The organism is Polynucleobacter sp. AP-Feld-500C-C5 (genome assembly GCF_018882265.1).
In the GTDB taxonomy this organism is placed as follows: Bacteria; Pseudomonadota; Gammaproteobacteria; order Burkholderiales; family Burkholderiaceae; genus Polynucleobacter.
Genome location: NZ_JACVOW010000019.1, coordinates 138,142 through 163,993, shown reverse-complemented (window position 1 = coordinate 163,993; position 25,852 = coordinate 138,142). Strand labels below are relative to the sequence as shown.

Genomic DNA, 25,852 nt, shown 5'->3' with positions numbered 1-25,852 from the left:
CAAAAGAATTTAGGAAGATCAATATGCCTTGGAATAGAGATGAGATGGCGGCAAGAGCCGCTAAACAATTAAAAGACGGTTTTTACGTGAACCTGGGAATTGGTATTCCCACTCTAGTGGCTAACCACGTACCAGAGGGCATGGAAGTTTGGCTGCAGTCTGAAAATGGTTTGTTAGGTATTGGACCGTTTCCAACAGAAGATCAGATTGATGCTGATTTAATTAATGCGGGTAAGCAGACTATTACGACCTTACCGGGCTCATCGATTTTTTCGTCAGCTGATGCCTTTGGCATGATTCGTGGCGGCAAAATCAATATCGCTTTTTTAGGTGCCATGCAAGTGAGTGAGCATGGCGATATTGCGAATTGGATGATTCCAGGAAAAATGGTGAAGGGTATGGGCGGTGCCATGGATTTGGTTGCTGGCGTGAAACATGTCGTAGTACTGATGGAGCATGTAGCCAAGAAAAAGGATGGCACTGAAGAGCTTAAAATTTTGCCTAAGTGCACCTTGCCTTTGACAGGTGTAGGCGTCATTAGTCAGATCATCACAGATCTTTGTGTTCTTGACATCACCCCTCAGGGTTTGAAGTTAATCGAATTGGCTCCTGGTGTTACAAAAGAGGAAGTGATCGCCAAAACAGGTGCCCCTGTTGATACAACGGGTTTCTAACTACCGTCATCATTTAATGGAATAATGGGTTCACCATGTCGGGTTCCCATCATTCCAGCCACTCAAAACCGCAGAATTTATCTGGGGCAGACACTTCTCTGCATGCGCATAAAAAAGGGGATGCTAAGCATTCTCATAGCAAAGAAGTCTCCAATCAAAATCTCCTCTTCATTGCCTTAATTCTGACCTTAGGTTTTTCTGGGGTTGAAGGTGCAGCGGCTTACTTTGCAAATTCCTTAGCATTGATCTCAGATGCGGGTCATATGGTGACCGATGCAGCTGCCTTAGGCTTGGCACTCTTGGCGCAAATTATTTCTCGCAGGCCTCCCTCCCCAAAACATTCCTTTGGTTTCGGTAGAGCAGAAGCTTTAGTAGCATTTGTGAACAGCATTGTGATGCTGGCCTTAGTGGCTTGGATTGTGTTTGAAGCCATTAGTCGCTTCTATGATCCCCATAAGGTGGATGGACTAACGGTTACCATTGTGGCTGGCATTGGCCTTGTCATGAATATCGTAGTAGCTTGGGTTCTCTCACGTGATAAGAAGAGTGTGAACACGCGTGCAGCATTAGTCCATGTCATGGGTGACTTATTGGGTTCCGTCGCAGCACTGATTGCTGGTGTTGTGATTCAGCTCACCGGTTGGATGCCCATTGATGCGATTCTCTCTATCTTGGTCTCATTACTCATCCTCAAGTCAACGATCTCGATTCTGCATGAGTCCTATCACTTCTTAATGGAAGGTGTGCCACTGCATATTGATTATTTAGAAGTGGGTAAAGATTTAAAGAATATTCCTGGTGTATTGGCCGTACATGATTTGCACGTATGGGAAATGACGCCCAGCTTTCCTGCGCTGATAGGCCACATTGAGATAGCAAATATTCGCGAGTGGCCAGAGATTATGGTCAGAATTAACACCATGCTTTTAGATAAGCATGGGATCGATCATGTCACCTTGCAACCCGAAGAGGTGGGTGACTTACATGATCATGACGACGCTCCTGAATCCCATCAATCACCTCAGAGTACAAATATCTTGCATGATGGCGATACTTTCTTTGTGCAGTGCTCTAGTGGTGATGCGCGGCATCGTATGGCATATCACGCATGGGGTGACCCCAATAACTCTAAAGTATTGCTTTGTGTTCATGGCTTAACTCGGCGCGGGAGCGACTTTAAAACCCTTGCGCAAGCGATGTGCAAAGACTATTACGTGGTTTGTCCTGACGTCGTTGGTCGTGGCGATTCAGATCGATTAAGTAATCCGATGCTGTACGCCATTCCACAATATGTTGCAGATATTACCGAGCTTGTTAAAAAACTAGGTGTATCACAGGTCGATTGGTTTGGTACTTCAATGGGCGGCTTGATCGGTATGGTCTATGCCGCGATGCCGAAGTCTCCTATTCAGAGAATGTTGATTAATGATGTCGGACCCAAAATTGAGCCTGAAGCAATCAAGCGTCTAGGCTCTTATGTCGGTCAGCCATTTGCTTTTGCTAATCGTGCTGATGCGCTGACTCGTTTGAATCAGATCTGCGCTTCTTTTGGCGTTCATAGCCCTGAAGAGTGGGAGATTTATAACGGACCCATGTTGATTCAGCGCGATGGCGTGTGGATCATGCACTATGACCCGAATATCTCGGTGCCGTTTGCTGCTGTAAACCCCATCATGGCGAAGGCTGGCGAGATGGCGATGTGGCATGCCTTTAAGCAAATTCATATTCCGATGCTGATTGTGCGGGGTGGCGATTCTGATTTGCTATCTGCAGCAACGGTTGCCGAAATGTGTAAAGTTAATCCACATGCACGTAGTATTGAAATTCCCAATGTTGGTCATGCCCCCGCATTTGTGAAGCCAGAGCAGATTGCTTTAGCAAAAGAATTTTTCAGTTAATCTTTTTTAGTTCATTTTTTGCCTATGGCAAATCCTCCTGCCTCTCTAGCGAAAACCGAAAAAGTGGCTCTATTTCAGGATGCCTGGTTTGGTGAACCTGCAGAGTCGCATGCAGATGGTGTTTCACAAATTCTGCAGTCCCTGAATTTAGACGAAGCCACTTTAATTGCAGCAAATAATATTGCTCGCACTCATGGTAAAGAGGCCCTCATCAAACTGATTGGTGAGGAGTCGGCCAAACTCCTGATTGGCTATCGCGGTTTGCGACATGCACAAGCAAAACTGGTTCGCGAAGATGGCGGTCTGAGTGTCTCTGGTCAAGAAGAAATGTTACGCAAGATGCTCTTAGCATTTGGTGATGACTTACGTGTAGTACTGATTTATCTCGGCTCGCGTTTGCAAACTCTCCGTTGGGTTACACAAGAACAACTGGAAATGCCAGGCGCTTGGGCCCAAGAGATTCTTAGTATTGATGCATCTTTGGCAAATCGTTTGGGTATTTGGCAAATGAAGTGGGAGATGGAAGATCTGGCCTTCCGCGTTCTATCGCCGTTGGTCTACCGCGATATTGCCAAGATGCTGGATGCAAAACGCATAGAACGACAAGCCTTTATTGAACGCATTGTGCGTGAAATTAGGGAAGAGTTAAAGGCTGCCCATATACAGGGCGAAGTCTTAGGTAGGCCAAAACATATCTACAGTATCTGGAAAAAGATGCAAGGCAAGTCTCTTGACTTTGCTAATCTGTATGACGTCAGAGCATTTCGAGTATTAGTGGATGATGTCAAAACCTGTTATGCCGTTTTAGGCATTGTGCATAACGTCTGGCAACCTGTGCCACGCGAGTTTGATGACTACATTGCAAGACCTAAGCCTAACGGCTATCAATCGCTGCATACCGTAGTGATGAATGAAGACGGCACTGCATTTGAAATTCAGGTGCGTACCCATGAGATGCATCAACAGGCAGAGTATGGTCTAGCTGCTCACTGGCGTTACAAAGAGGGGGCTTATGTTGGTATGGCTACGCCACCCAATCTTGCGAACCCTAACAAACCGAGCATCCATCATCAGCTCGGTACCCATAGTGCAGAGGTAGCCTATGAAAGACAGATTGCCTGGGCTAGGCAGCTGATCTCTTGGAAAGAAGACGCTTGGGATCAGCTCAAGCATCATGAGATTGATGATCATATTTATGTACTCACGCCCTTAGGTAAAGTTATTTCTTTAGAGAAGGGCTCAACTCCTATTGATTTTGCTTACGCGGTTCATACCAATTTAGGTCATCGTTGTCGCGGGGCACGTGTTGATGGTGCCATGGTCCCCCTGGAAACTGCATTACAAAATGGACAGACTGTTGAAATCATTGCAGTCAAACATGGTGGCCCATCGCGCGATTGGATTAGTCCAGATAAACACTACATACGGTCTCAAAGAGCGCGTCAACGCGTACGCGCTTGGTTTAATGCGCTCGATGATGAAGAGGCCGGTCAGATTGTAAAAGCTCCCGATAGTAAGTCTGATATCGCCATTGATCCGAAATCTGCTGCTCCAGAAATTATTCTGCGGAGCAGTAGTCGTAAAACAGGGCAGAGTGGTGATGTTTTAGTGGTGGGGGTTGATTCTTTATTAACGCAATTAGCGCGTTGCTGTAGGCCCGTACCACCAGACTTGATTGCAGGATTTGTGACCCAAGGAAGAGGGGTGTCGATTCATCGACGTTCCTGCAAAACGTTTCGAGGGCTTTTAGAGCGAGCGCCTGAGAGAGTGATTCAGACGGCTTGGACTGCATCAGCTGCCGACCCTGTGGTGAATTCTGAGCAAAAGCGCGTCTTCCCAGCAGATTTAGTAGTGAGCGGCTTGGATCGACCTGAGCTCATGAGAGAGTTGTTTGAGATTCTGACTCGCCAAGGTGTTCATGTGATTGATTTACGCAAATCAGCCAAAAAGGGCTTGGCACAGATCCTTTTAACCGTTGAAGTCAAGGATTCTGAAGTCTTGAGAGCAGTTCAAAATAGCTTAGAAGAGGTTAAAGGCGTTACCCAAGTGCGTCGCCGGTGATAAACTCTCAGGCTGTATAGGCTCGTAGCTCAGCTGGTTAGAGCACCACCTTGACATGGTGGGGGTCGTTGGTTCGAGTCCAATCGAGCCTACCAACGAATAATGACCCAGAGGCGCGGTTGCCCATAAGCTACCGCGCTTTCTTTTTAAGATGATGTAGTGAAGCTGAAGTTCAGTTAATAAGATGGAGTTGTCATGCCAGTAGTTACTCTGCCCGATGGATCAAAACGTGAGTTTGATGCTCCCGTTCGTATAGCGGATGTTGCCCAAAGCATTGGTAGTGGCCTTGCCAAAGCTGCTCTGGGTGGCATCGTCGATGGCAAGATGGTTGATACCAGCTTTATGATCAATCAAGATAGTCAGCTCGCCATCATCACGGATAAAAGTCCTGAAGCATTAGAAATCATTCGTCACTCTACGGCCCATTTGTTGGCCTATGCTGTTAAAGAACTCTTTCCTGAAGCGCAAGTGACGATTGGTCCAGTAGTTGATAACGGCTTCTATTACGATTTCTCTTATCACCGTCCATTTACGCCAGATGACTTGGTGGCACTTGAAAAGAAAATGACTGAGCTTGCTAAAAAAGATGAGCCAGTAGTACGCAGCGTTCTGCCGCGCGATGAAGCGGTGAAATTCTTCAAAGATCAAGGCGAACATTACAAAGCTGAAATTATTGCCAGCATTCCGCAAAATGAAGATGTATCTCTCTATGCTGAAGGCAAGTTCACTGATTTATGTCGTGGACCACACGTACCATCCACTGGTAAGTTGAAGGTATTTAAGCTGATGAAGCTTGCTGGTGCTTATTGGCGTGGCGATAGTAAGAATGAGATGTTGCAGCGTATTTACGGTACTGCTTGGTTACGCAAAGAAGATCAAGATGCCTATTTACATATGTTGGAAGAGTCTGAGAAACGTGATCATCGTCGTCTCGGTAAACAACTGGATTTATTCCATTTTCAAGAAGAAGCGCCCGGTTTAATTTTCTGGCACCCAAAAGGCTGGTCTATTTGGCAAGAGGTTGAGCAATACATGCGTCGCGTGTATCAGAACGAGGGCTATCAAGAAGTCAAAGCCCCGCAAATCCTAGACCGCACCCTTTGGGAAAAATCCGGTCACTGGGAAAACTACAAAGAGAATATGTTCACGACGGAGTCAGAGAATCGCGCTTATGCCTTAAAGCCGATGAACTGTCCTGGTCACGTTCAAATTTATAACTCTGGCTTGCATAGCTATCGTGAGTTGCCATTACGTTTTGGTGAGTTTGGGCAATGTCATCGTAATGAACCATCTGGTGCCTTGCATGGTTTGATGCGGGTGCGGGGTTTTACGCAAGATGACGGTCATATTTTCTGTACCGAAGATCAGATTCAGTCTGAAGTGGCTAATTTTGATAAGGCAGTGCGTGCTGTGTACCAAGATTTCGGCTTTACCGAAGTAGCGGTGAAGTTGGCTTTGCGTCCTGCCAAGCGAGTTGGTGAAGATGCGATCTGGGATAAAGCGGAAGAAGCTTTGCGTGGCGCCTTGAAGGCTTCCGGTCAAGAATGGGAAGAATTGCCAGGCGAGGGTGCTTTTTATGGTCCAAAGATCGAATATCACCTCAAAGACTCGATTGGCCGAACTTGGCAATGCGGCACGATTCAGGTGGATTTTTCAATGCCAGCCCGTCTTGGGGCTGAATATGTGGCCGAAGACAATAGCCGCAAGACCCCAGTGATGCTCCATAGGGCAATTGTGGGTTCTTTAGAGCGTTTTATCGGTATTTTGATCGAAAACCACGCTGGAAACATGCCGGTTTGGCTTGCTCCGACCCAGGCTGTAGTCCTCAATATCTCCGGAAATTCTGCTGCATATGCACAACAAGTGCAGCAATTGCTGAAAAAACAAGGGTTTAGAGTGGAATCGGATTTGCGGAACGAGAAGATTACGTATAAAATACGCGAGCACGCATTACAGAAGATCCCATTTTTGCTGGTTGTTGGTGATAAAGAGTCTGAAAGTAATACGGTGGCCGTTCGTGCCCGTGGCGGAGTGGATTTGGGTGTAATGCCTATTGATGCCTTCGTTGCCCGACTCCAGCAGGATACATCCCAAAAAGTCGGACCCGAGCCTAGCTAGGGGTAGAGCGGTTTTTTATTGTTTTTTTAAAGGAATTAAGAAGATCGCTACTGAAAAATTGCAGCGCATTAATCGGGAAATTACTGCTCCTGAAGTGCGTTTGATTGGAATTGATGGAGAGCCCATCGGTGTAGTTAAGTTGAGTGAAGCCTTGGCAGCAGCAGAAGAGAAAGAGACCGATCTGGTTGAAATTGCTCCAACAGCTGTACCACCTGTAGTCCGGATTATGGACTTTGGCAAATTCAAGTACCAAGAAGCGAAGCGGATGCACGAAGCTAAGCTGAAGCAAAAAGTGATTCAGGTGAAGGAAGTTAAATTCCGTCCCGGCACTGATGATGGTGACTACGGTGTGAAGCTACGCAATTTAATCCGCTTTTTGGAAGATGGCGATAAAACAAAGATTACGCTACGCTTTCGGGGTCGTGAAATGGCCCACCAAGAAATCGGAGCAAGAATGTTGGAACGTTTGAAGTTGGACTTACAAGAGTTTGGTCAAGTTGAACAGTTTCCAAAAATGGAGGGTCGCCAGATGGTGATGGTATTAGCCCCCATTCGTAAGGCTAAGTAACCAGGTTTACCTGGTTCTGATGTAGCGAGGCACTTTTGTAATTACTGAAGGTGCTGGTAGTGAGAAGTGCTTCTGGGTACAGGAAGAGTAGCCGTCGGTTACCACCTATGTTGCACAAGTAGAAGAAGGGGTGCTTTATGCCCAAGATGAAGAGCAAGAGTAGCGCGAAGAAGCGCTTCACGGTTCGCGCAGGCGGAACGATCAAACGAGGTCAGGCTTTCAAACGCCACATCCTCACCAAGAAGACCACAAAGAACAAGCGTCATTTGCGTGGTTCCACAGAAGTTGCGAAAGCTGACGTTAAGTCAATTCGCTCCATGCTTCCTTACGCTTAACCTCAGACTAGATTAGGAGAATCAAATGCCAAGAGTCAAACGTGGGGTTACAGCAAGAGCCCGTCATAAGAAAATTACCGATGCCGCAACAGGTTACCGCGGTCGTCGTAAAAACGTATTCCGGATTGCTAAGCAAGCGGTTATGCGTGCTGGTCAATATGCCTATCGTGACCGTCGCAACAAGAAACGTGTTTTCCGCGCTTTGTGGATTGCTCGTATCAATGCGGCAGTACGTGAGCATGACATGACCTATAGCGTATTCATGAATGGCATGAAGAAGGCTGCGATCGAACTTGACCGCAAGGTGCTTTCTGATATGGCCATTGCTGACAAAGCGGCTTTCGCTGCTTTGGTTACTCGGATCAAATCCGTAGTAAGCGCTGCAGCTTAATTCTTAGTTTCTAAAAACTAAGCTGCAATGGTTTCTCTCGACCAAATTGTCGAGGATGCTAAACGTGATTTCTCTGGAGCTGCCGATTCGGCGGCTCTTGAGGACGCGAAAGCCAAGTATCTCGGTAAATCAGGTGTTCTCACCGAGCGTCTCAAAGCGCTTGGTGGAATGTCGCCTGAAGAGCGCAAGAGTGCTGGCGCCCAAATTAATCAAATCAAAACTCAAGTAGAGACTGCATTACAAGAGCGCCGTCAAGCTTTGGCGGATGCCGTATTGCTCCAACGTTTAGCTGCTGAATCGATTGACGTCTCCTTACCAGGGCGCGGTCAGACAGTGGGTAGCTTACATCCCGTCATGCGGACTTGGGAGCGTGTTGAGGAGATCTTTCGCTCCATTGGTTTTGATGTGGCTGATGGTCCTGAAATTGAAACTGATTGGTTTAACTTCACAGCACTCAATAGCCCAGAAAATCATCCTGCGCGTTCAATGCAGGATACCTTTTATATCGATGGCAAAGATGCTCATGAGAAGCCTTTGCTATTGCGTACCCACACCAGTCCAATTCAAGTGCGCTATGCAAGTGAGCATGTCAAGAAATATGCCAACGCTGATGTGATGCCACCGATTAAAGTGATTGCCCCTGGTAGAACCTATCGAGTGGATAGTGATGCAACCCACTCACCCATGTTTCATCAGGTTGAAGGTTTGTGGATTGCTGAAAGTGTTTCATTTGCAGATCTTAAGGGCGTCTATACCGACTTCTTGAGAACCTTCTTTGAAACAAACGAATTACAAGTGCGCTTTCGCCCTTCGTATTTCCCATTCACGGAGCCTTCTGCAGAAATTGATATGGCCTTTGGCAGTGGCAAGCTTGCCGGCCGTTGGTTAGAGATTTCTGGTGCAGGGCAGGTTCATCCGAATGTGTTGCGCAATATGGGCATTGATCCAGAGCGTTACACCGGCTTTGCCTTTGGTTCTGGTTTAGAGCGTTTAACTATGTTGCGTTACGGTATAGATGACTTACGCCTCTTCTTTGAAAACGATTTACGTTTTCTAGCGCAATTTCCTGCATAAGAACAATAATCCTTATAAAAACATATGCAATTTTCTGAATCTTGGCTCCGACACTATGTGAATCCAGCGCTTGATAGCGATGCTTTGGGTCATGCTATGACGATGGCAGGTTTAGAGGTTGAAGAGCAACATTCAGTAGCGCCTGCATTTACGAAGATTGTGGTTGCGCAGATTTTGTCTGCCGAGCAACATCCCGATGCTGATCGTTTACGTGTTTGTAAGGTAGATGCTGGTACGGGTCAAGAGTTACAAATTGTTTGTGGGGCGCCGAATGCGCGCGCTGGCATCAAAATTCCATGCGCTTTAGTTGGCGCTGAATTACCTCCAGCAGAAGCAGGTGGTAAGCCTTTTATGATTAAAGTCGGCAAGTTGCGTGGGGTAGAGAGTCAAGGCATGCTGTGCTCAGGTCGTGAGCTTGGTCTTGGCGATGATCACGAAGGTATTTTGGAGTTGCTAGCGGATGCACCAATTGGTGAAGATATTCGCAAGTATCTTGACTTAGACGATCAAGTCTTCGTCATTAAGTTAACCCCAAATAAAGCGGATTGCCTCTCCTTAATGGGTATGGCAAGAGAGGTCTCTGCGATTACTGGTGCCCCCCTTTGTGCGCCTAAATGGAATGCGCCAGCAGCATCAATTGGTGACAAGCGTATGGTTACTGTAGAGAGCAAAGAGCTCTGCGGACGTTTTGCTGGTCGCGTGATTCGTGGCGTCAATCCTCAGGCTAAAACACCTGATTGGATTGTGCAGCGTTTATCACGTGCCGGCCAAAGAAGTATTTCTGCATTGGTTGATCTCTCTAACTACGTGATGTTAGAGATGGGTCAACCTACACACGTATTTGATATCGATAAGTTAGAAGGTGATATTACTGTGCGCTGGGCTAAAGCTGGCGAAACACTTGAACTCCTCAACGGTCAAACAGTAACCCTCGTTGGCCCCGACTCTGCAGGTAAGCTGCAAGAAGCAGGTGTGGTTGCCGATCAAAAAGGTCCAGTAGCCTTAGCTGGAATCATGGGTGGTAATCATTGCGCTGTGAGCGATGACACCATAAACATTTATGTAGAGGCAGCATATTGGTTGCCTTCAGCCATTCAAGGGCGTGCCCGTCGCTTCAATTTCAGCACTGATGCTGCCCATCGTTTTGAACGTGGCGTAGACCCGCAAAATACCGTCAATTGTCTTGAATACCTCTCTTCCTTAATTCTGGAAGTCTGTGGCGGCCAAGTTGGCCCTGTAGATGATCAAGTGCTGAATGTGCCAGAACGTAAGCCAGTCAAAATGCGTTTGGCACGTGCAGAAAAAGTGATTGGCATCCCCCTCACTAAAGAAGTAGTTACAGATGTATTCCAGCGGCTTGGTTTTGAATTTAAGCAAGAAGGGGATGTATTTGTAGTTACGCCTCCTAGCTATCGCTTTGATATTGAAATTGAAGAAGATTTGATTGAAGAAGTTACTCGGATGTACGGCTTTGAAAATATCCCTGATCAGCCACCGATAGCTTCACTCAAGATGAGCGCTAAAGCTGAAGCAAGGCGTGGCATTCATTTATTACGTCAGCGCTTAGCTTTGCAAGGTTATCAAGAAGCAGTCAATTTTGGTTTTACTGATCTTGAAAGCGAGCAGCGCCTAGCTGGCGCGCAAGAGCAAGATGTGATTCAGGTTCTCAATCCCATTGCTAATCAGTATGGCGTGATGCGAAGCAATCTTTGGGGTGGCTTACTGTCTAACCTCAAATCTAATTTAAATCGGGGAGCAGGGCGAGTGCGCCTGTTCGAGACGGGTCGTGTATTTAAGCGAGATTCCAAGGTTCAAGAAGCCTCTGGCATAGTAGCAGGCTTTCATCAGCCCCAAAAGATTGGTGGTTTAGCTTATGGGTCATCCGTTCCAGAGCAGTGGGCGAGCATGACGAGAGCGGTTGATTTTTTCGATGTCAAGGGCGACCTAGAGCGTGTTTTAGACCCATTGCATTTTGTAACTGAATCAGCCCAACATCCTGCCTTACATCCGGGGCGCAGTGCAAAAGTATTGATTAATATCGGCAAAAACACGATTGAAGTTGGCTGGATTGGTGAGTTACATCCAGGTTTACAGCAGGCGTATGAACTTCCTCAAGCACCTGTGCTATTTGAACTAGATTTAGAGTCTATACGTGAACTTGGTTTGCCTGTACCAGAGGAGTTGAGTAAATTTCCCGCAGTGCAACGAGATTTAGCGCTAGTAGTGAAGCAAAGTGTTTCTGCTCAGTCCTTATTGGATGCAATGACTTCAACAAAACAGAATTTTGTCCGCTCTATTGAACTCTTTGATGAATTTAAGCCAAAAGCAGGCTCAAGTAGTATGGCGGATGATGAAAAGAGTTTGGCATTTCGAGTGACTTTACTTAACCCTCAGGAAACATTGCAAGACCCTCAAATTGATGCTGTTATGGCTGCATTATTGGGTGCAGTAGAAAAAAAATGCACAGCTCGTCTGCGCTAGGTTTACTATTACAGTTATCAAGAGAAATATCAAGATACAAAGCTACATAAGAGACTATCAATGAACGAATTACTTGCCAGCGATACCGTTACCAAAAACGAACTTTCAGAAGCGCTCTTCGATCAAGTGGGCTTAAACAAACGTGAAGCAAAAGATATGATCGACGCGTTCTTTGATCGTATTGGTAAATCACTTGAGGCTGGTACTGAAGTAAAGATTTCTGGCTTCGGTAATTTTCAGTTGCGTAATAAATCGGCTCGTCCTGGCCGAAATCCAAAGACAGGTCAAATGATTCCAATTGCTGCTAGACGTGTAGTTACCTTTCACGCAAGTCAAAAGCTTAAAGATGTAGTGGAGTCGCATGCTCGAGAAAACCGAGTTTGATACTAGCTCGGCACTCCCGAGCTCTCAACTTCCCCCCATTCCAGCCAAGCGCTACTTTACTATTGGTGAGGTAGCTGACCTCTGCGGCGTGCGTTCACACGTTCTCCGTTACTGGGAACAAGAATTCTCTCGGCTGAGCCCGCAGAAGCGTCGTGGTAATCGTCGCTACTATCAGCACCATGAAGTGGTATTAATTCGTAAAATTCGTGCCTTGTTGTACGAAGAGGGCTTTACTATCAGCGGCGCTCGAAATCGCCTTGAAGAAGCGCGCGGAGAACTCCGTTTGCGTGATGAATTGCAAGCCGTTCTGCAAATTCTGTCGAAATAGATACTGATACAATTTTGTCTTTCGTCGGGGCGTAGCGCAGCCTGGTAGCGTACATGCATGGGGTGCATGTGGTCGGAGGTTCAAATCCTCTCGCCCCGACCATTTATTTTTTTAGTCTTTTAATGTATTCCAATATGAATCCATCAAACCCCAGCTCGCAAAATCACAATAGAACAATTTACTTTGGCTTGGACATACCCTTTTTGGATCATTTGGGTGTAGTGCCCGAATATGCAGAAGCAGGCAAAGTACGAATTAGCTATACCGTGAAGCCAGAACATACCAATAGCTTTCATGTTGCTCAAGGCGGCCTCATCATGACTCTTTTGGATTTTGCGATGGGGGCTGCCGCGCGAACCGCTTCAAATCATGAGTTAGGTGCAATTACCATTGACATGACTACCAGTTTCTTAAGGCCTAGCTTAGGAAAAATCATCGTTGAAGGCAGCCTTTTGAAAGCCGGCAAGTCCATTAACTACTGTGAGGCTGTTGCTCTGAATGAGGCTGGAGAGATCACCGCGAAGGCTAGCGGGACTTTCATGTTGAGAAGGTAATATTCACCATAATTAATAATAGTATTTATAATGATTATGTTTAATTAATAACTATTATTACTATAAACCCTTGATAAATATGGGTCTATATTCATAATCCATTTATATTTCTCCATTAAGAATGTTTATCTATATAATTGGGACACGAAATACATTATCAATAAGATATTTCTAATAACCTATTATTGGAGTAATCAATAGATGTCTTCTTATAAAGAACTTTTAGCTCAACGCGAGCAATTAGATAAGCAAATTAAAGAAGCAATTAACCGTGAAAAAGCCGACGGAATTGCAAAAGCGAAGCTCATTATTGAGCAATATCACCTAACTGCCTCAGATTTATTTAGTCGCAAATCAGGTGGTAAAAGTGCTGGCGGCAAGGTAGCACCTAAGTATCGCAACCCATCTACCGGTGAAACTTGGACAGGACGTGGTAAGGCTCCTAAGTGGATTGAGGGTAGAGATCGCAGTAATTACCTCATTTAAGTGGCTTGGAAAGTCAGCAAGCTAATGAAATGATTAAAAAAGGCCGCTTCAGCGGCCTTTTGTATTTTTGTATTACTAGGCACATTTCCTAGCTAAAGCCTCCAGAAAGAGCGGTTCCAACAGCTCATGGCGACTGCTCTGGGCTAATGAGGCTTCTAGGTCAGGATTTGTGGCTGGGTAGCCAATAATCAGGGGGTTTAGGTCTATCAAGCCATTTTCAAGCTCTTCTTTAATGGATTCTGAGAGTGGTGACCTGTTTCCGTGGTTTTCGTCCGCTAAGGCAACTACGCCAGGGTGAAGCTTAATAAAACCTTCATCTACTAGTATAGGAATGCGCTGTGTATCCTTGTTTTTACTAAGATAATGGATTAAATGAACTTGCTCAACTGGCGGGATTAGCGCGTCCAGGAAGATTAAATCCGGTGCTATGGAAACCGCCTTCATTAAGCCTTCTAAACTATCTACCGCCACCTCCATATGGACTTTGAGGTGCCAATCTTGAATGGATTGCAATAACTCCTCACTATTCTCAGTTCTCCTAAAAATACCCATAGCGATGCAGTTTTGGGTAGTTTTCTGCCGCATAGCCCGTTTTCTTCTCTGAAGTTGCTGCTCAAGTGAGCTAGCGAGAATGCGGCGATGGCCGCCACGGGTCTTCCAGGCGATTAATTCGCCTAATTCCACCATTTTTTGAACAGTTCCTAAAGAGACCTGTAGGACTTTGGCGCTTTGCCTAGTACTGAGATATTCCATTTCTGGCGTAATTGCTTTCATATTCCCCTTAATTTCATTAATTCACTTGAAGATTTAGAGAATAAAAATCAATTTGAATTCTATCTGTCCGTAGTTATTGAAAGCTGAGTAGGAAAGTTCTTATTCATTTCTGATTTGTGGGGGGAAACCCCGAAATCCTCTTCATCAGGGAAAGTCCTTTATCCAGCAATGGGCAATCGTGTTAAATTACTGCTGTAGTGTTTGTATATGCACAGAGCAATTCGTGAAACGGTAGAGCCGCGTAACGGAAGGTTATAACCACAGTTTTTAATCGGGAAACCCGATGAAAGGTGAGCATCATGATGCAGGACCAAAGGGATAATTCCTATCTCTTCGGCGGAAACGCCCCCTATGTAGAAGAACTCTACGAATCCTACTTGCACGATCCAGCTTCTGTTGCTGATCATTGGCGAGATTATTTTGATAACGTGAAACAAGTCCCGGCTGTGGATGGTTCATCTCGAACCGACATTGCGCACGGACCGATTGTTGCATCATTTGCTGAACGGGCTAAACAAGGTCCTATTAGAACAATTTCTGATTCAGCTGACTCAGAAATGGGTCGTAAACGGGTTGCGGTTCAACAGTTAATTGCGGCGTATCGTAACGTCGGCAACCGCTGGGCCAACACTGATCCCTTAAAGCGGACCGAGCGCCAGGATATTCCTGAACTCGATCCAGCTTTCTATGGCTTTACTGATGGCGATATGGATATCGTCTTCAATACCAGCAATACATTCTTCGGAAGAGCTGAAATGAGCTTGCGTGATTTACTGCAAGCATTGCGTGAGACCTATTGCGGCACGATTGGTGCTGAATATATGTTCATCACTGATCAAAAGATTAAAAAGTGGTGGCAAGAGAAGCTGGAATCGATTCGCTCAAAGCCCTCATTTAACGTTGATAAAAAGCGTCAGATTTTAGATCGCATTACTGCTGCTGAGGGCTTGGAACGTTATCTTCAGGCGAAGTATGTTGGTCAAAAACGCTTCTCTCTTGAGGGGGGTGAAAGTTTTATTGCCTGTATGGATGAATTGATTCATGAGGCTGGTGCCAAAGGTGTTCAAGAGATTGTGATTGGCATGGCTCATCGCGGTCGTCTGAATGTTTTGATAAATACTTTAGGAAAAATGCCTAAAGACTTGTTTGCTGAGTTTGAGCATAAAGGTCCTGAAACCTTACCGGCTGGTGATGTGAAGTATCACCAAGGTTTTTCAAGTGACATCTCGACACCAACCGGTCCAGTGCACGTTTCTTTGTCTTTTAATCCCTCTCACTTAGAGATTGTGAATCCTGTAGTGGAGGGTTCAGCTCGTGCTCGCATGGATCGTCGCGGGGACGTATTAGGGCAGCAAGTACTTCCTGTCTTAGTGCATGGAGATGCTGCCATTGCTGGTCAGGGCGTGATGCAAGAAACTTTAGCGATGGCTGAAGTGCGTGGCTATTCGACTGGCGGCACAGTTCACATTGTGATTAATAACCAAATTGGTTTCACGACTTCAGATCCGCGAGATTTGCGCTCTAGTTTGTACTGTACGGACATCATGAAAATTATTGATGCGCCGGTATTGCATGTGAATGGCGATGATCCTGAGGCAGTCGTTTTAGCAACTCAGCTGGCTATCGAGTTCCGCACACAATTTCATAAAGATGTGGCAATCGATATTGTTTGCTTCAGAAAACTGGGTCATAACGAGCAAGATACACCCTCGATGACTCAGCCCTTGATGTATAAAATTATTGCTGCGCATCCTGGTACACGCAAACTATACGGCGATAAGCTAGAGGCAGAAGGAACGCTACCTGTTGGCACGGGAGATCAGATGGTCAAGGACTACCGAGCTGCGATGGATGCTGGTAAACAGACCTCTGACCCAGTCCTGAGTAATTACAAAGGCAAGTTCTCAGTGGATTGGTCACCATTTTTGAATAAGAAATGGACCGATGAAGCTGACACAGCGATACCGCTAACGGAGTGGAAGCGCTTGGCAGAACGTGTTTCAACTGCCCGCGAAGGTTTTAAAGTACATCCCTTAGTTGAAAAGGTATTAAATGATCGCGCTGCAATGGGTCGCGGTGAAACGAATGTCGACTGGGGTATGGGTGAGCATATGGCCTTCGCATCCCTAGTGGCGAGCGGTTATCCAGTGCGTTTATCTGGTGAGGATAGTGGTCGTGGCACCTTTACGCATCGCCATGCAGTTTTGCATAATCAAAATCGTGAGAAGTGGGATACCGGTGTTTATATTCCCTTACGTCATATTGCAAAGGATCAAGCACCATTTCTCGTGATTGACTCCATCCTGTCTGAAGAGGCTGTGCTTGGATTTGAATATGGGTATGCTTCCGCTGAACCGAATACGCTGACGATTTGGGAAGCACAGTTTGGTGACTTTGCTAATGGCGCTCAAGTGGTGATCGATCAGTTCATCGCCTCTGGCGAAGTGAAGTGGGGTCGTGCCAATGGCTTGGTCATGATGTTGCCGCATGGTTATGAGGGACAAGGTCCAGAGCATTCTTCTGCGCGTCTTGAACGTTTTATGCAGTTATGTGCAGATACCAATATGCAGGTCATTCAGCCAACCACAGCATCACAGATCTTCCATGTATTGCGTCGCCAAATGATTCGTCAGTTCCGCAAACCGCTGATCTTGATGACGCCTAAATCATTGCTGCGCAATAAAGAGGCTGCGTCACCTTTATCTGAATTTACTAAGGGCGGATTTCAAACGGTTTTGGGTGAGCGTGATGACACGATTGACGATAAACAAGTAACTCGTTTAATTATGTGCTCTGGTAAGGTCTACTACGACTTAGTGAAGCAGCGGGCTGAGAGAAAGATTGCTGATGCAGCGATCATTCGCTTGGAGCAGTTGTATCCATTCCCGCACAAAGCACTAACTGCTGAGTTGAAGAAATATCCAAAATTGGAAGAGGTAGTCTGGTGTCAAGATGAACCACAAAACCAGGGCGCCTGGTTCTTCGTGCAACACAACATCTTAGAGAACATGTCTGATGGTATGAAGTTAGCGTATGCGGGCCGTCCTGCATCTGCTTCGCCGGCTTGTGGATATGCTCATCTGCATCAAGAACAACAGAAGTCTCTTCTCAATACGGCATTTGCCAAGTTAAAAGGTTATGTGATTACGAAATAATCGTCTTCATTACTCATATACATATAAACAGGATTAATCATGGCTATTTTTGAAGTTAAAGTTCCTCAACTCTCCGAGTCAGTTGCTGAAGCAACTTTATTACAGTGGAAAAAGAAAGTCGGTGACGCAGTGGGTCAAGACGAGATCTTGATTGAAATTGAAACCGATAAAGTCGTGCTAGAAGTGCCATCACCTTCCGCAGGAGTTTTGACAGAAATCATTGTTGCCGATGGCGGCACTGTTGTTGCTGAACAATTGATTGCAAAGATTGATAGCACTGCTGTAGCCTCTGCTCCTGCCGCTGCTTCAATTGCTCCTGTCGCCGCTCCTGCGAAAGCTGCTGCACCTGCTAAATCTGCTGGCGTAGCTGCTGCTCCTTCAGCAGCGAAGATCCTCGCTGAAAAAAATGTCAGCGCTGCGCAAGTAGCTGGCTCTGGTCGTGATGGTCGTATTACCAAGGGCGATGCTTTGAATGCCACTGCAGGCGGAACAAAGTCTGCTGCCTTGCCGAATGTATCTATTCCAACTGGCGATCGTCCAGAAGAGCGCGTACCGATGAGTCGCTTGCGTGCTCGTATTGCTGAGCGTTTACTGGAGTCACAGGCCAACAATGCCATCTTGACCACCTTCAACGAAGTCAATATGGCTCCCGTGATTGCCATGCGCAATAAATATAAAGACCAGTTTGAGAAAGTTCATGGCGTGAAGTTAGGCTTTATGTCTTTCTTTGTAAAGGCAGCTACGCATGCTTTGAAGAAATTCCCATTGCTGAATGCTTCTGTTGATGGCAACGATATTGTTTACCACGGCTACTTTGATATTGGTATCGCAGTGAGTTCGCCCCGTGGCTTGGTAGTGCCTATTTTGCGCGACGTTGACCAAATGAATTTGGCCGACATCGAGAAGAAAATTGCAGAGTTCGGTACCAAGGCTCGCGAAGGTAAGTTGTCGATTGAAGAGTTGACTGGTGGCACCTTCTCCATCTCTAACGGCGGTGTGTTTGGTTCTATGCTCTCTACCCCAATCATCAACCCTCCACAATCTGCCATTTTGGGTATTCATGCGACTAAAGATCGTGCTGTTGTTGAGAATGGTCAAGTGGTAGTTCGCCCCATTAACTATTTAGCTCTGTCTTATGACCATCGCATCATTGATGGTCGCGAGGCGGTACTTGGTTTGGTTGCCATGAAGGATGCTTTAGAAGATCCCTCACGCCTTCTCCTTGATTTATAAGAAGGGAAGATCATGAGCCAAGCTTTTGATGTTCTTGTAATCGGTGGTGGCCCGGGTGGCTATATCGCCGCAATTCGTGCAGCGCAACTGGGTTTTAAAGTAGCCTGTGCTGAGTCAAATGCCTTTGATGACCCTAAGGGTGAGCCCCGTTTAGGCGGTACTTGTTTGAATGTCGGCTGTATCCCTTCCAAAGCCTTGCTGGCTTCTTCTGAAGAGTTTGAGAAGATCAGTCATCATGCTGCTGATCATGGCATCAAAGTGGGCTCTGTCAGTATTGATTCTAAAAAGATGATTTCTCGTAAAGATGAGATCGTTACTAAGATGACTGGCGGTATTCAGTATTTATTCCGCAAGAACAAGATCACCTTGCTCAAGGGCCATGCTTCTTTTGAGAGTAAGGGTGCCGACGGTTATCAAGTGAAAATTGATGGCAAGGACAAAGAAACGGTTTCTGCCAAGAACGTGATCATTGCTACTGGATCTAAAGCACGTCATCTGCCTGGTTTGCCTGTAGATAATGTATTGATCTGCGACAACGAAGGTGCATTGAAGTTTGATTCTGTGCCTAAGAAATTAGGTGTGATTGGTGCCGGTGTGATTGGTTTGGAACTCGGCTCTGTATGGCGTCGGTTGGGCTCCGAAGTCACTGTGCTAGAAGCATTGCCTTCATTCTTAGCTGCTTGCGATACCGGTATTGCTAAAGAAGCGCAAAAACTGTTTGTGAAGCAGGGCCTGAACATCAATATGGGTGTGAAGATCGGTGATGTGAAGGTCGACAAAAAGGGTGTTGTCGTTAACTACACTGATAGCGCTGGTAAAGCTGCAAAATTGGAATGCGATCGCTTGATTGTTTCTGTTGGTCGCATACCGAATACCGATAAATTAGGTTTGGACAAGATTGGCCTCAAAGTAGACGAGCGCGGTTTTATTCCAATTGATGACCACAACTGCGCTACAGCAGCGCCTGGCGTTTACGCTGTGGGTGATGTTGTTCGTGGACCCATGTTGGCCCATAAAGCAGAAGACGAAGGTGTCCTGGCTGCTGAAATCATTGCTGGCCAAAAACCACACATTGATTACAACTGTATTCCGTGGGTAATTTACACAGATCCTGAAATTGCTTGGGTTGGTAAAACAGAGCAAGCTCTCAAAGAGGCTGGCATTGCTTATAAAGCGGGTCAATTTCCATTTGCAGCGAACGGTCGTGCATTGGGTATGGGTCGTGCTGATGGTTTCGTGAAAATATTGGCTGATGCCAAAACCGACGAGATTCTTGGAGTACACATCATTGGACCAAACGCTTCCGACTTAATTGCTGAAGCTGCGGTTGCCATGGAATTCAAAGCGGCAGCAGAAGATATTGCTCGCATCTGTCATCCGCACCCAAGTTTGTCAGAGGTGATGCGCGAAGCAGCATTAGCGACAGATCAACGTGCACTCAATATGTAATTGAAAACCATTGAGTATTACCATCAAGAGTTAAAAGCCCGCGGGTATCATAGCGATCCCGCGCAGCTTCGCGCTGTAGAGCGTTTACAGCAGTGCGAAGATGAATGGATTGCCTATAAAGAGATCCGCAGTAACAATCTCAAAAAAGCGCTGTTTAAGCCTGCCTTGCCGCAAGGGCTTTACCTCTGGGGTGGAGTTGGACGTGGTAAATCTTTTCTCATGGACTGTTTTTATGCAGCCTCCCCAATAGAGAAAAAGATTCGTGTTCACTTTCATGAGTTCATGCGAGAGGTGCATCGAGAATTGCATGAGCTCTCAGGATTGGCAGATCCGCTAGATGAGCTAGCAAGGCGTATTTCCAATCGCTATCGCTTAATTTGCTTTGATGAGTTTCATATCAATGACATTGCTGATGCCATGATTTTGTACCGCTTACTCAATGCGCTCTTTGTGGATCGCGTGCAATTTATCATGACGTCGAATTATCGGCCAGATCAACTGTATCCAAACGGCCTTCACCGTGATCGCTTGCTGCCCGCAATCAAACTGTTAGAAGAGAAGTTGGATGTTCTGAATGTCGATGCGGGTAATGATTACCGCCGCGTGCAAATGGCTCAAGTTGAAGCGTACTTAGCACCTGTTAATGCGCAAACTCAGGTTACCCTGGGTCAAATGTTTCAAACCCTGATAGGTAATCAAAAAGAGGCGCGTAACCCTGTCTTATATATCGAGTCTCGTGAGTTACGACCGCTCCATATGGCTAACGGCGTAGTGTGGTTTGATTTTCAAGTCCTCTGTTGTGGTCCACGCTCTCAAAATGACTATCTTGAAATCGCCAAGCAGTTTCATACGGTGATTTTGTCTGGGGTGCCTTATATGCCGCCCAGAATGACCAATGAGGCGCGACGCTTTATTTGGCTGATTGATGTCCTATATGACCATAAAATCAAGCTCATTATGTCTGCTGAAGTCCCGGCGCCGGATTTATACACTGAGGGTCAAATTACCGCTGAATTCTCCAGAACCGTGTCCCGTTTGATTGAGATGCAGTCTCGTGACTACCTGGATGCGCCCCGTCGGCTCATTGACACCAGCTTGACCTAAAATAGGGTCATGAGTAGCTTTTCTACCTTAAATGCCGATTTGCACTGCCACTCAGTAATTTCTGATGGTACTTTGACGCCTGAAATATTGGCAGAACGTGCCAAAGCCAACGGAGTGAACTTATGGGCGCTGACCGATCATGATGAGTTGGGTGGTCAGCGGCGTGCCAAAGCAGCGGCTAGTGCTCTCAGTCTGGATTATTTAGCTGGCGTCGAAATTTCAGTGACCTGGATGGGGCAAACCATCCATATCGTTGGCCTTGGGATTGATGCGGACCATGTGGGCATCATTGAAGGTTTGCGTCGTACTCGTGATGGTCGTGGCAATCGCGCGAAGTTAATGGGCGAGCAATTGCTCAAAGTGGGTATACCGGGCGCATACGAAGGTGCATTACATTACGCTGGTAATCATGAACTCATCTCCCGAACCCACTTTGCTCGCTTTTTGGTTGAGCAGGGTGTTTGTAAAGATACAGAGCACGTCTTTAAAAATTATTTGGTTGAAGATAGACCTGGCTATGTGCCGCATATGTGGGCTAAGCTAGATGATGCAGTAGCATGGATTAAGGCTGCCGGTGGTGTGGCAGTGATTGCGCATCCTGGTCGCTATAACTTCAATGCCATGCAAATGGACGAGTTATATAAACACTTTAAAGATATTGGTGGTCTTGGTATCGAGGTGATTACCGGCAGTCATAGCCCAGATCAATATCTGACCTATGGCAAGATAGCCCAGCAATATGGTTTTCTGGCCTCACGTGGATCAGATTTTCATGATCCTGACGAAAGTCATATTGATTTAGGCACCTTGCCCCATTTGCCTGAGCACTTGACGCCAGTTTGGTCAGTGTTTCACTAATATAACTTCACAATAAAGATAAAGAAAAACGATGTTTGCTGAACGTGTTTTATCCGGTATGAGGCCTACGGGCAATTTACATCTTGGCCATTACCACGGCGTATTAAAAAATTGGGTGCGCTTGCAATCGGAATATCCCTGCTTTTTCTTTGTTGCGGATTGGCATGCCCTCACTACTCATTACGAAACCCCCGATGTCATTGAGCAATCCGTTTGGGATATGGTGATCGATTGGTTGGCTGCTGGTGTAGATCCCAATCAAGCCACTTTATTTATTCAGAGTAAGGTGCCTGAGCATGCTGAATTGTTCTTATTGCTCTCAATGGGAACTCCTTTGGGCTGGTTAGAGCGGGTGCCGACCTATAAAGATCAGATCGAAAAGCTCAAAGAAAAAGACCTGCAAACCTATGGTTTCTTGGGCTACCCCTTACTCCAGGCTGCTGATATTCTGATTTATCGGGCTCAGCATGTACCCGTCGGGGAAGACCAGGTTCCTCACGTAGAAATGACTCGTGAAGTTGCACGTCGTTTTAATTATCTTTATGGTCGTGAGCCTGGCTTTGAAGAAAAAGCACTCGATGCGGTGAAGAAATTGGGTAGCAAGCGCGCCAAGATGTATTTAGAGTTACGCATTGCATATCAAGAGCGCGGTGATGATGAGGCCCTAGAACAGGCCAAGGCACTACTGCAAGAGGCGCAAAGTTTGTCGATGGCTGACCGCGAAAGACTCTTTGGATTCTTAGAGGGTGCACGCAAAATCATTCTCCCAGAACCACAAGCTTTATTAACTTCTGCTTCCCGTATGCCTGGTATAGATGGTCAAAAAATGTCCAAATCTTATGGTAACACCATTGGCATTCGTGAGCTGCCCGAAGAGGTGGTTAAGAAAATTAGAACCATGCCTACAGATCCTGCTCGAGTCCGCAGAACAGATGCTGGAGATCCAGCGCGTTGTCCTGTATGGCAATTGCACACCGTCTATTCAAATGAAGAAACTAAGCAATGGGTAGACCAGGGTTGTAAGTCTGCTGGGATTGGCTGTCTTGAATGTAAGCAGCCGGTCATCGATGCAATTTTGGCTGAACAGCAACCGATGTTTGAGCGTGCCCAAAAGTATTTGGACGATCCAAGTCTTTTGCGTTCGATCATTGCTGATGGTTGCGATAAAGCGCGGAAAGTCGCCCAAGAAACTATGCGTGAGGTCCGCGAAGCAATGGGTCTTGCGTACGATTGAGGCCTTGCTTGACAGCGCAGCATGATGCTCAGCTAAATGCCTCCCCTTGGGTGAGGCGCTTTGCCTCACATATTCCTAAAGAGGGTTTGGTATTAGATCTGGCATGCGGTGCAGGTCGCCACGCTACTTTCTTAGCTGACATGGGCTACTCCGTGTTCGCTGTTGATCAAGATATCGCGTTGATTAAGCAAAATAAGAGCCCCCTAATTACTAGCAAAGCTTTCAATTTAGAGCTGGAAGAGTGGCCTTTAGAGGGTCTCGAATTTAGCGGTATTGTGGTGACTAATTACCTTTACAGACCCCATTGGGATCGTCTGCCCCCAATGTTAGCCAATGGCGGTGTTTTGATCTATGAAACCTTTGCCCTTGGCAACGCCGAATTTGGTAAACCATCCAATCCAAATTTCCTTTTAAAAACTGGGGAATTACTAGCTTTAGCAGCTCGCCATGGCCTAAAAGTCATTGCCTACGAGGATATTTATATAGATGAACCCAAACCAGCCATGGTTCAGCGCCTTTGTGCTCTAAAAGAAGGGTGAAAAGGGCGCATTCCGTTACAATTTCAAGCTTAAGACAGTTATCAATCGGTAAACATTCGGTGACAAATCCAGTTCATTCCAAAACTAGTAAAAAGACCATTTCAGGCAGCATGCCCGCTATTGTTACGCCGATGTTTGACGACGGCAGTTTGGACTTTGCTAGCCTCAAATCTTTGCTTGATTGGCATGTTGCCGAAGGAACTGATGGAATCGTCATTGTTGGCACTAGTGGTGAGTCGCCGACCGTCTCTGTAGAAGAACATTGCGAATTAATTCGAGTAACGGTAGAACATATCGCAGGACGTATTCCGGTGATTGCTGGTACTGGCGGTAATTCCACAGCTGAAGCAATTGAATTAACAGAGTTTGCTAAAAAGGTTGGTGCTGATGCCAGCCTTCAAGTAGTTCCTTACTACAACAAGCCTACGCAAGAGGGCATGTATGCCCACTTCAAAAAGATTTCTGAGGCTGTAGATTTGCCAGTCATTTTATATAACGTACCTGGACGCACAGTGGCTGATTTATCTGGTGATACTGTGGTCCGTTTGGCGGCTGTGCCAGGCATCATTGGCATTAAAGATGCAACTGGTAGTCTAGAGCGTGGCACCTTATTGATCAATGATCTCAAGCGAGCAGGTCACAGTGATTTCTCGGTATTCTCCGGTGATGACTTAACGGCTGCGATGTTGATGTTGATGGGTGGTAAAGGCAATATCTCCGTCACTGCTAATGTGGCACCTCGTCTCATGCATGAGTTGTGTGTTGCTGCGATGTCTGATGATGTTCAAAGAACGCGTGAGATTCAATATCAATTAATTGCTGTGCATAAAGCCATGTTTACCGAGGCCAACCCAATTCCAGTGAAATGGGCGCTTCACGAAATGGGTAAGATTACCGCGGGTATTCGTTTGCCCTTAACCCCTTTGAGTACCTCACTAATAGAGCCATTAAAGGCAGCATTAAAACAGGCTAACTTACTATGATGAATTTGCTTTTACTCTCTCGCCGATGGTTGTCTTTATTGGCTTTGCCGATGGCTGCTCTTGCATTAATTTCTTGCAAGTCGGTTACTAGTAACGATACGGTTGACTATAAGAGTTCTGGAGTCGTTCGTGGTCCTAATTTGTCCTACCCACCAGATTTGATTACTGCCCAGGCTGATCGCCGTTATATCGTGCAAGATGGTACGGCCACCATGTCTGAGTACAACGCAGCTGTTAAAAAATCAGCACAAATGCGAACCAATGTGATGACGGGTATTCCGGGCATGCGTATTGCGAAAGATGGTGAGCGCAGATGGCTGGTGGTAGAAAAACCTGCGCCTGAACTGTATCCACAAGTAAAAGATTTCTGGCAAGAGAATGGCTTCTTACTAGTAGTGGATTCGCCTTCGACCGGCATTATGGAAACCGATTGGGCTGAAAATCGTGCAAAGATTGCGCAGGATTGGATTCGTTCGACCATTGGTAGTGCGCTAGATTCAATGTATGACACTGGTGAGCGTGATAAATATAAAACCCGTTTAGAGGTCACCAAGCCTGGTGAAACAGAAATTTATATTACTCAACGTGGTGCGATAGAAAAATGTACCACTGATACAACTGGCGCTTGCATCTCTACTATTTGGACATCTCGCCCTAATGATCCAGAGCTTGAAGCTGTCTTCTTGGCACGCCTAATGGAGCGCCTAGGGATGACTCAGGAGCAGGCTAAGGCCATGGTTGCTGCTCCATTAGGTCCTAAGACTCCTAAGGCGAAGTTTGTACAAGAAGGTAATAACAAGGGTTATATTGAGTTGAGCGCTGGTTTTGATCGCTCATGGCGCGATATTGGTTTGGCACTTGACCGCTCCAACTTCACCGTTGAAGATCGTAACCGCTCACAAGGCGTGTATTTTGTTCGCTATGTGAATGCTAAGGATGTGGGCGATTCCAAAGGATTCTTCTCGAATCTTTTTAGCAGTAAAGATGATTCAAAACTGCAGGCTAAAAAATACCAAGTGATCGTGAAGAGTACTGGTGAGAATTCTTCTAACGTCTATGTTCAAGACGCTGATGGTAAGCCTGAAAATACACCCGCTGGCTTCCAGTTATTGACACTGCTGACCGAGCAATTAGCTAAATAGGAAGCGCACGCTTTTTGATAACTACAGTT

Annotated in this window: 23 protein-coding genes and 2 tRNA genes; 24 read left to right on the top strand and 1 reads right to left on the bottom strand. The window is 46.1% G+C overall.

Annotated elements, in window-relative coordinates:
• The first annotated feature begins 23 nt into the window (after positions 1-23).
• The 15 genes from ICN21_RS02575 to ICN21_RS02505 all read left to right on the top strand — a co-directional run bounded on the left by ICN21_RS02575 (position 24) and on the right by ICN21_RS02505 (position 13,352).
• Positions 24-674, top strand: coding sequence for a CoA transferase subunit B (locus ICN21_RS02575; RefSeq protein WP_215294741.1), 651 nt, complete (start codon positions 24-26; stop codon positions 672-674).
• Positions 675-709: 35 nt separating this feature from the next.
• The gene (locus tag ICN21_RS11150; protein ID WP_216176501.1) at positions 710-2,572 is read left to right on the top strand and encodes an alpha/beta fold hydrolase; all 1,863 of its coding nucleotides are present in this window, start codon (positions 710-712) and stop codon (positions 2,570-2,572) included.
• A gap of 24 nt (positions 2,573-2,596) precedes the next feature.
• The gene (locus ICN21_RS02565) at positions 2,597-4,633 is read left to right on the top strand and encodes a bifunctional (p)ppGpp synthetase/guanosine-3',5'-bis(diphosphate) 3'-pyrophosphohydrolase (RefSeq protein WP_216176499.1); all 2,037 of its coding nucleotides are present in this window, start codon (positions 2,597-2,599) and stop codon (positions 4,631-4,633) included.
• 18 nt (positions 4,634-4,651) lie between these two features.
• A tRNA-Val gene (locus tag ICN21_RS02560) sits at positions 4,652-4,728 on the top strand.
• A gap of 100 nt (positions 4,729-4,828) precedes the next feature.
• Entirely contained in the window at positions 4,829-6,751 is a 1,923-nt protein-coding gene (gene thrS, locus ICN21_RS02555; RefSeq protein WP_216176497.1) for a threonine--tRNA ligase, read from the top strand.
• A 43-nt stretch (positions 6,752-6,794) separates the two neighbouring features.
• The gene (infC, locus tag ICN21_RS02550) at positions 6,795-7,319 is read left to right on the top strand and encodes a translation initiation factor IF-3 (protein ID WP_191904683.1); all 525 of its coding nucleotides are present in this window, start codon (positions 6,795-6,797) and stop codon (positions 7,317-7,319) included.
• 137 nt (positions 7,320-7,456) lie between these two features.
• Positions 7,457-7,654 (top strand): 50S ribosomal protein L35, encoded by a 198-nt coding sequence (gene rpmI, locus ICN21_RS02545; RefSeq protein WP_011902674.1) that lies wholly within the window; start codon positions 7,457-7,459, stop codon positions 7,652-7,654.
• Positions 7,655-7,679: 25 nt separating this feature from the next.
• Positions 7,680-8,045 carry a 50S ribosomal protein L20 gene (rplT, locus tag ICN21_RS02540; protein WP_215294733.1) on the top strand — a complete coding sequence of 122 codons (366 nt, stop codon included), beginning with the start codon at positions 7,680-7,682 and terminating at the stop codon, positions 8,043-8,045.
• Positions 8,046-8,072: 27 nt separating this feature from the next.
• Positions 8,073-9,119, top strand: a complete 1,047-nt coding sequence (gene pheS / locus ICN21_RS02535; RefSeq protein WP_216176494.1) for a phenylalanine--tRNA ligase subunit alpha — start codon at positions 8,073-8,075, stop codon at positions 9,117-9,119.
• Positions 9,120-9,143: 24 nt separating this feature from the next.
• Entirely contained in the window at positions 9,144-11,600 is a 2,457-nt protein-coding gene (pheT, locus tag ICN21_RS02530) for a phenylalanine--tRNA ligase subunit beta (RefSeq protein ID WP_216176493.1), read from the top strand.
• Between the two features lie 60 nt (positions 11,601-11,660).
• Positions 11,661-11,984 carry an integration host factor subunit alpha gene (locus ICN21_RS02525; RefSeq protein WP_215294729.1) on the top strand — a complete coding sequence of 108 codons (324 nt, stop codon included), beginning with the start codon at positions 11,661-11,663 and terminating at the stop codon, positions 11,982-11,984.
• Positions 11,962-12,312: a MerR family transcriptional regulator gene (locus ICN21_RS02520; protein WP_216176492.1), complete on the top strand. Its 351-nt coding sequence runs from the start codon at positions 11,962-11,964 to the stop codon at positions 12,310-12,312. The genes ICN21_RS02525 and ICN21_RS02520 overlap by 23 nt, the downstream gene beginning before the upstream one ends.
• A 25-nt stretch (positions 12,313-12,337) precedes the next feature.
• Positions 12,338-12,414: transfer RNA gene (locus tag ICN21_RS02515), tRNA-Pro, on the top strand.
• Positions 12,415-12,446: 32 nt separating this feature from the next.
• A complete protein-coding gene (locus tag ICN21_RS02510; protein WP_251371998.1) occupies positions 12,447-12,866 on the top strand; it encodes a PaaI family thioesterase in 420 nt (139 codons plus the stop codon).
• A 201-nt stretch (positions 12,867-13,067) separates the two neighbouring features.
• Positions 13,068-13,352, top strand: a complete 285-nt coding sequence (locus ICN21_RS02505) for an H-NS family nucleoid-associated regulatory protein (protein WP_215294726.1) — start codon at positions 13,068-13,070, stop codon at positions 13,350-13,352.
• Between the two features lie 75 nt (positions 13,353-13,427).
• Here ICN21_RS02505 and ICN21_RS02500 read toward each other — a convergent pair whose 3' ends face one another.
• Positions 13,428-14,126 (bottom strand): excisionase family DNA-binding protein, encoded by a 699-nt coding sequence (locus ICN21_RS02500; RefSeq protein ID WP_215318003.1) that lies wholly within the window; start codon positions 14,124-14,126, stop codon positions 13,428-13,430.
• A 299-nt stretch (positions 14,127-14,425) separates the two neighbouring features.
• Here ICN21_RS02500 and ICN21_RS02495 point away from each other — a divergent pair, with 299 nt between their 5' ends.
• The 9 genes from ICN21_RS02495 to bamC all read left to right on the top strand — a co-directional run bounded on the left by ICN21_RS02495 (position 14,426) and on the right by bamC (position 25,823).
• Positions 14,426-17,281 carry a 2-oxoglutarate dehydrogenase E1 component gene (locus ICN21_RS02495; RefSeq protein WP_216176491.1) on the top strand — a complete coding sequence of 952 codons (2,856 nt, stop codon included), beginning with the start codon at positions 14,426-14,428 and terminating at the stop codon, positions 17,279-17,281.
• 39 nt (positions 17,282-17,320) lie between these two features.
• Positions 17,321-18,514 carry a 2-oxoglutarate dehydrogenase complex dihydrolipoyllysine-residue succinyltransferase gene (gene odhB / locus ICN21_RS02490; protein ID WP_216176490.1) on the top strand — a complete coding sequence of 398 codons (1,194 nt, stop codon included), beginning with the start codon at positions 17,321-17,323 and terminating at the stop codon, positions 18,512-18,514.
• Positions 18,515-18,526: 12 nt separating this feature from the next.
• Positions 18,527-19,963, top strand: coding sequence for a dihydrolipoyl dehydrogenase (lpdA, locus tag ICN21_RS02485; protein WP_216176489.1), 1,437 nt, complete (start codon positions 18,527-18,529; stop codon positions 19,961-19,963).
• Positions 19,964-21,067 carry a cell division protein ZapE gene (gene zapE, locus ICN21_RS02480; protein WP_216125968.1) on the top strand — a complete coding sequence of 368 codons (1,104 nt, stop codon included), beginning with the start codon at positions 19,964-19,966 and terminating at the stop codon, positions 21,065-21,067.
• Positions 21,068-21,076: 9 nt separating this feature from the next.
• A complete protein-coding gene (locus tag ICN21_RS02475) occupies positions 21,077-21,925 on the top strand; it encodes a 3',5'-nucleoside bisphosphate phosphatase (protein ID WP_216176487.1) in 849 nt (282 codons plus the stop codon).
• Between the two features lie 31 nt (positions 21,926-21,956).
• Positions 21,957-23,159 (top strand): tryptophan--tRNA ligase, encoded by a 1,203-nt coding sequence (locus ICN21_RS02470; RefSeq protein ID WP_216176485.1) that lies wholly within the window; start codon positions 21,957-21,959, stop codon positions 23,157-23,159.
• 8 nt (positions 23,160-23,167) lie between these two features.
• Positions 23,168-23,698, top strand: coding sequence for a bifunctional 2-polyprenyl-6-hydroxyphenol methylase/3-demethylubiquinol 3-O-methyltransferase UbiG (locus ICN21_RS02465; protein WP_216861634.1), 531 nt, complete (start codon positions 23,168-23,170; stop codon positions 23,696-23,698).
• A 110-nt stretch (positions 23,699-23,808) separates the two neighbouring features.
• On the top strand, positions 23,809-24,681 hold the full coding sequence (dapA, locus tag ICN21_RS02460; RefSeq protein ID WP_216176483.1) for a 4-hydroxy-tetrahydrodipicolinate synthase: 873 nt from the start codon (positions 23,809-23,811) through the stop codon (positions 24,679-24,681).
• Positions 24,678-25,823 (top strand): outer membrane protein assembly factor BamC, encoded by a 1,146-nt coding sequence (gene bamC / locus ICN21_RS02455; RefSeq protein WP_216176481.1) that lies wholly within the window; start codon positions 24,678-24,680, stop codon positions 25,821-25,823. The genes dapA and bamC overlap by 4 nt, the downstream gene beginning before the upstream one ends.
• The last annotated feature ends 29 nt before the right edge of the window (positions 25,824-25,852 follow it).

What these genes read in the sequence shown, in the direction of transcription:
- ICN21_RS02575 (WP_215294741.1), top strand. Translation starts at nt 24, where the DNA reads ATGCCTTGGAATAGAGATGAGATGGCGGCAAGAGCCGCTAAACAATTA.
- ICN21_RS11150 (WP_216176501.1), top strand. Translation starts at nt 710, where the DNA reads ATGTCGGGTTCCCATCATTCCAGCCACTCAAAACCGCAGAATTTATCT.
- ICN21_RS02565 (WP_216176499.1), top strand. Translation starts at nt 2,597, where the DNA reads ATGGCAAATCCTCCTGCCTCTCTAGCGAAAACCGAAAAAGTGGCTCTA.
- thrS (WP_216176497.1), top strand. Translation starts at nt 4,829, where the DNA reads ATGCCAGTAGTTACTCTGCCCGATGGATCAAAACGTGAGTTTGATGCT.
- rpmI (WP_011902674.1), top strand. Translation starts at nt 7,457, where the DNA reads ATGCCCAAGATGAAGAGCAAGAGTAGCGCGAAGAAGCGCTTCACGGTT.
- rplT (WP_215294733.1), top strand. Translation starts at nt 7,680, where the DNA reads ATGCCAAGAGTCAAACGTGGGGTTACAGCAAGAGCCCGTCATAAGAAA.
- pheS (WP_216176494.1), top strand. Translation starts at nt 8,073, where the DNA reads ATGGTTTCTCTCGACCAAATTGTCGAGGATGCTAAACGTGATTTCTCT.
- pheT (WP_216176493.1), top strand. Translation starts at nt 9,144, where the DNA reads ATGCAATTTTCTGAATCTTGGCTCCGACACTATGTGAATCCAGCGCTT.
- ICN21_RS02525 (WP_215294729.1), top strand. Translation starts at nt 11,661, where the DNA reads ATGAACGAATTACTTGCCAGCGATACCGTTACCAAAAACGAACTTTCA.
- ICN21_RS02520 (WP_216176492.1), top strand. Translation starts at nt 11,962, where the DNA reads ATGCTCGAGAAAACCGAGTTTGATACTAGCTCGGCACTCCCGAGCTCT.
- ICN21_RS02510 (WP_251371998.1), top strand. Translation starts at nt 12,447, where the DNA reads ATGAATCCATCAAACCCCAGCTCGCAAAATCACAATAGAACAATTTAC.
- ICN21_RS02505 (WP_215294726.1), top strand. Translation starts at nt 13,068, where the DNA reads ATGTCTTCTTATAAAGAACTTTTAGCTCAACGCGAGCAATTAGATAAG.
- ICN21_RS02500 (WP_215318003.1), bottom strand. Translation starts at nt 14,126, where the DNA reads ATGAAAGCAATTACGCCAGAAATGGAATATCTCAGTACTAGGCAAAGC.
- ICN21_RS02495 (WP_216176491.1), top strand. Translation starts at nt 14,426, where the DNA reads ATGATGCAGGACCAAAGGGATAATTCCTATCTCTTCGGCGGAAACGCC.
- odhB (WP_216176490.1), top strand. Translation starts at nt 17,321, where the DNA reads ATGGCTATTTTTGAAGTTAAAGTTCCTCAACTCTCCGAGTCAGTTGCT.
- lpdA (WP_216176489.1), top strand. Translation starts at nt 18,527, where the DNA reads ATGAGCCAAGCTTTTGATGTTCTTGTAATCGGTGGTGGCCCGGGTGGC.
- ICN21_RS02475 (WP_216176487.1), top strand. Translation starts at nt 21,077, where the DNA reads ATGAGTAGCTTTTCTACCTTAAATGCCGATTTGCACTGCCACTCAGTA.
- ICN21_RS02470 (WP_216176485.1), top strand. Translation starts at nt 21,957, where the DNA reads ATGTTTGCTGAACGTGTTTTATCCGGTATGAGGCCTACGGGCAATTTA.
- dapA (WP_216176483.1), top strand. Translation starts at nt 23,809, where the DNA reads ATGCCCGCTATTGTTACGCCGATGTTTGACGACGGCAGTTTGGACTTT.
- bamC (WP_216176481.1), top strand. Translation starts at nt 24,678, where the DNA reads ATGATGAATTTGCTTTTACTCTCTCGCCGATGGTTGTCTTTATTGGCT.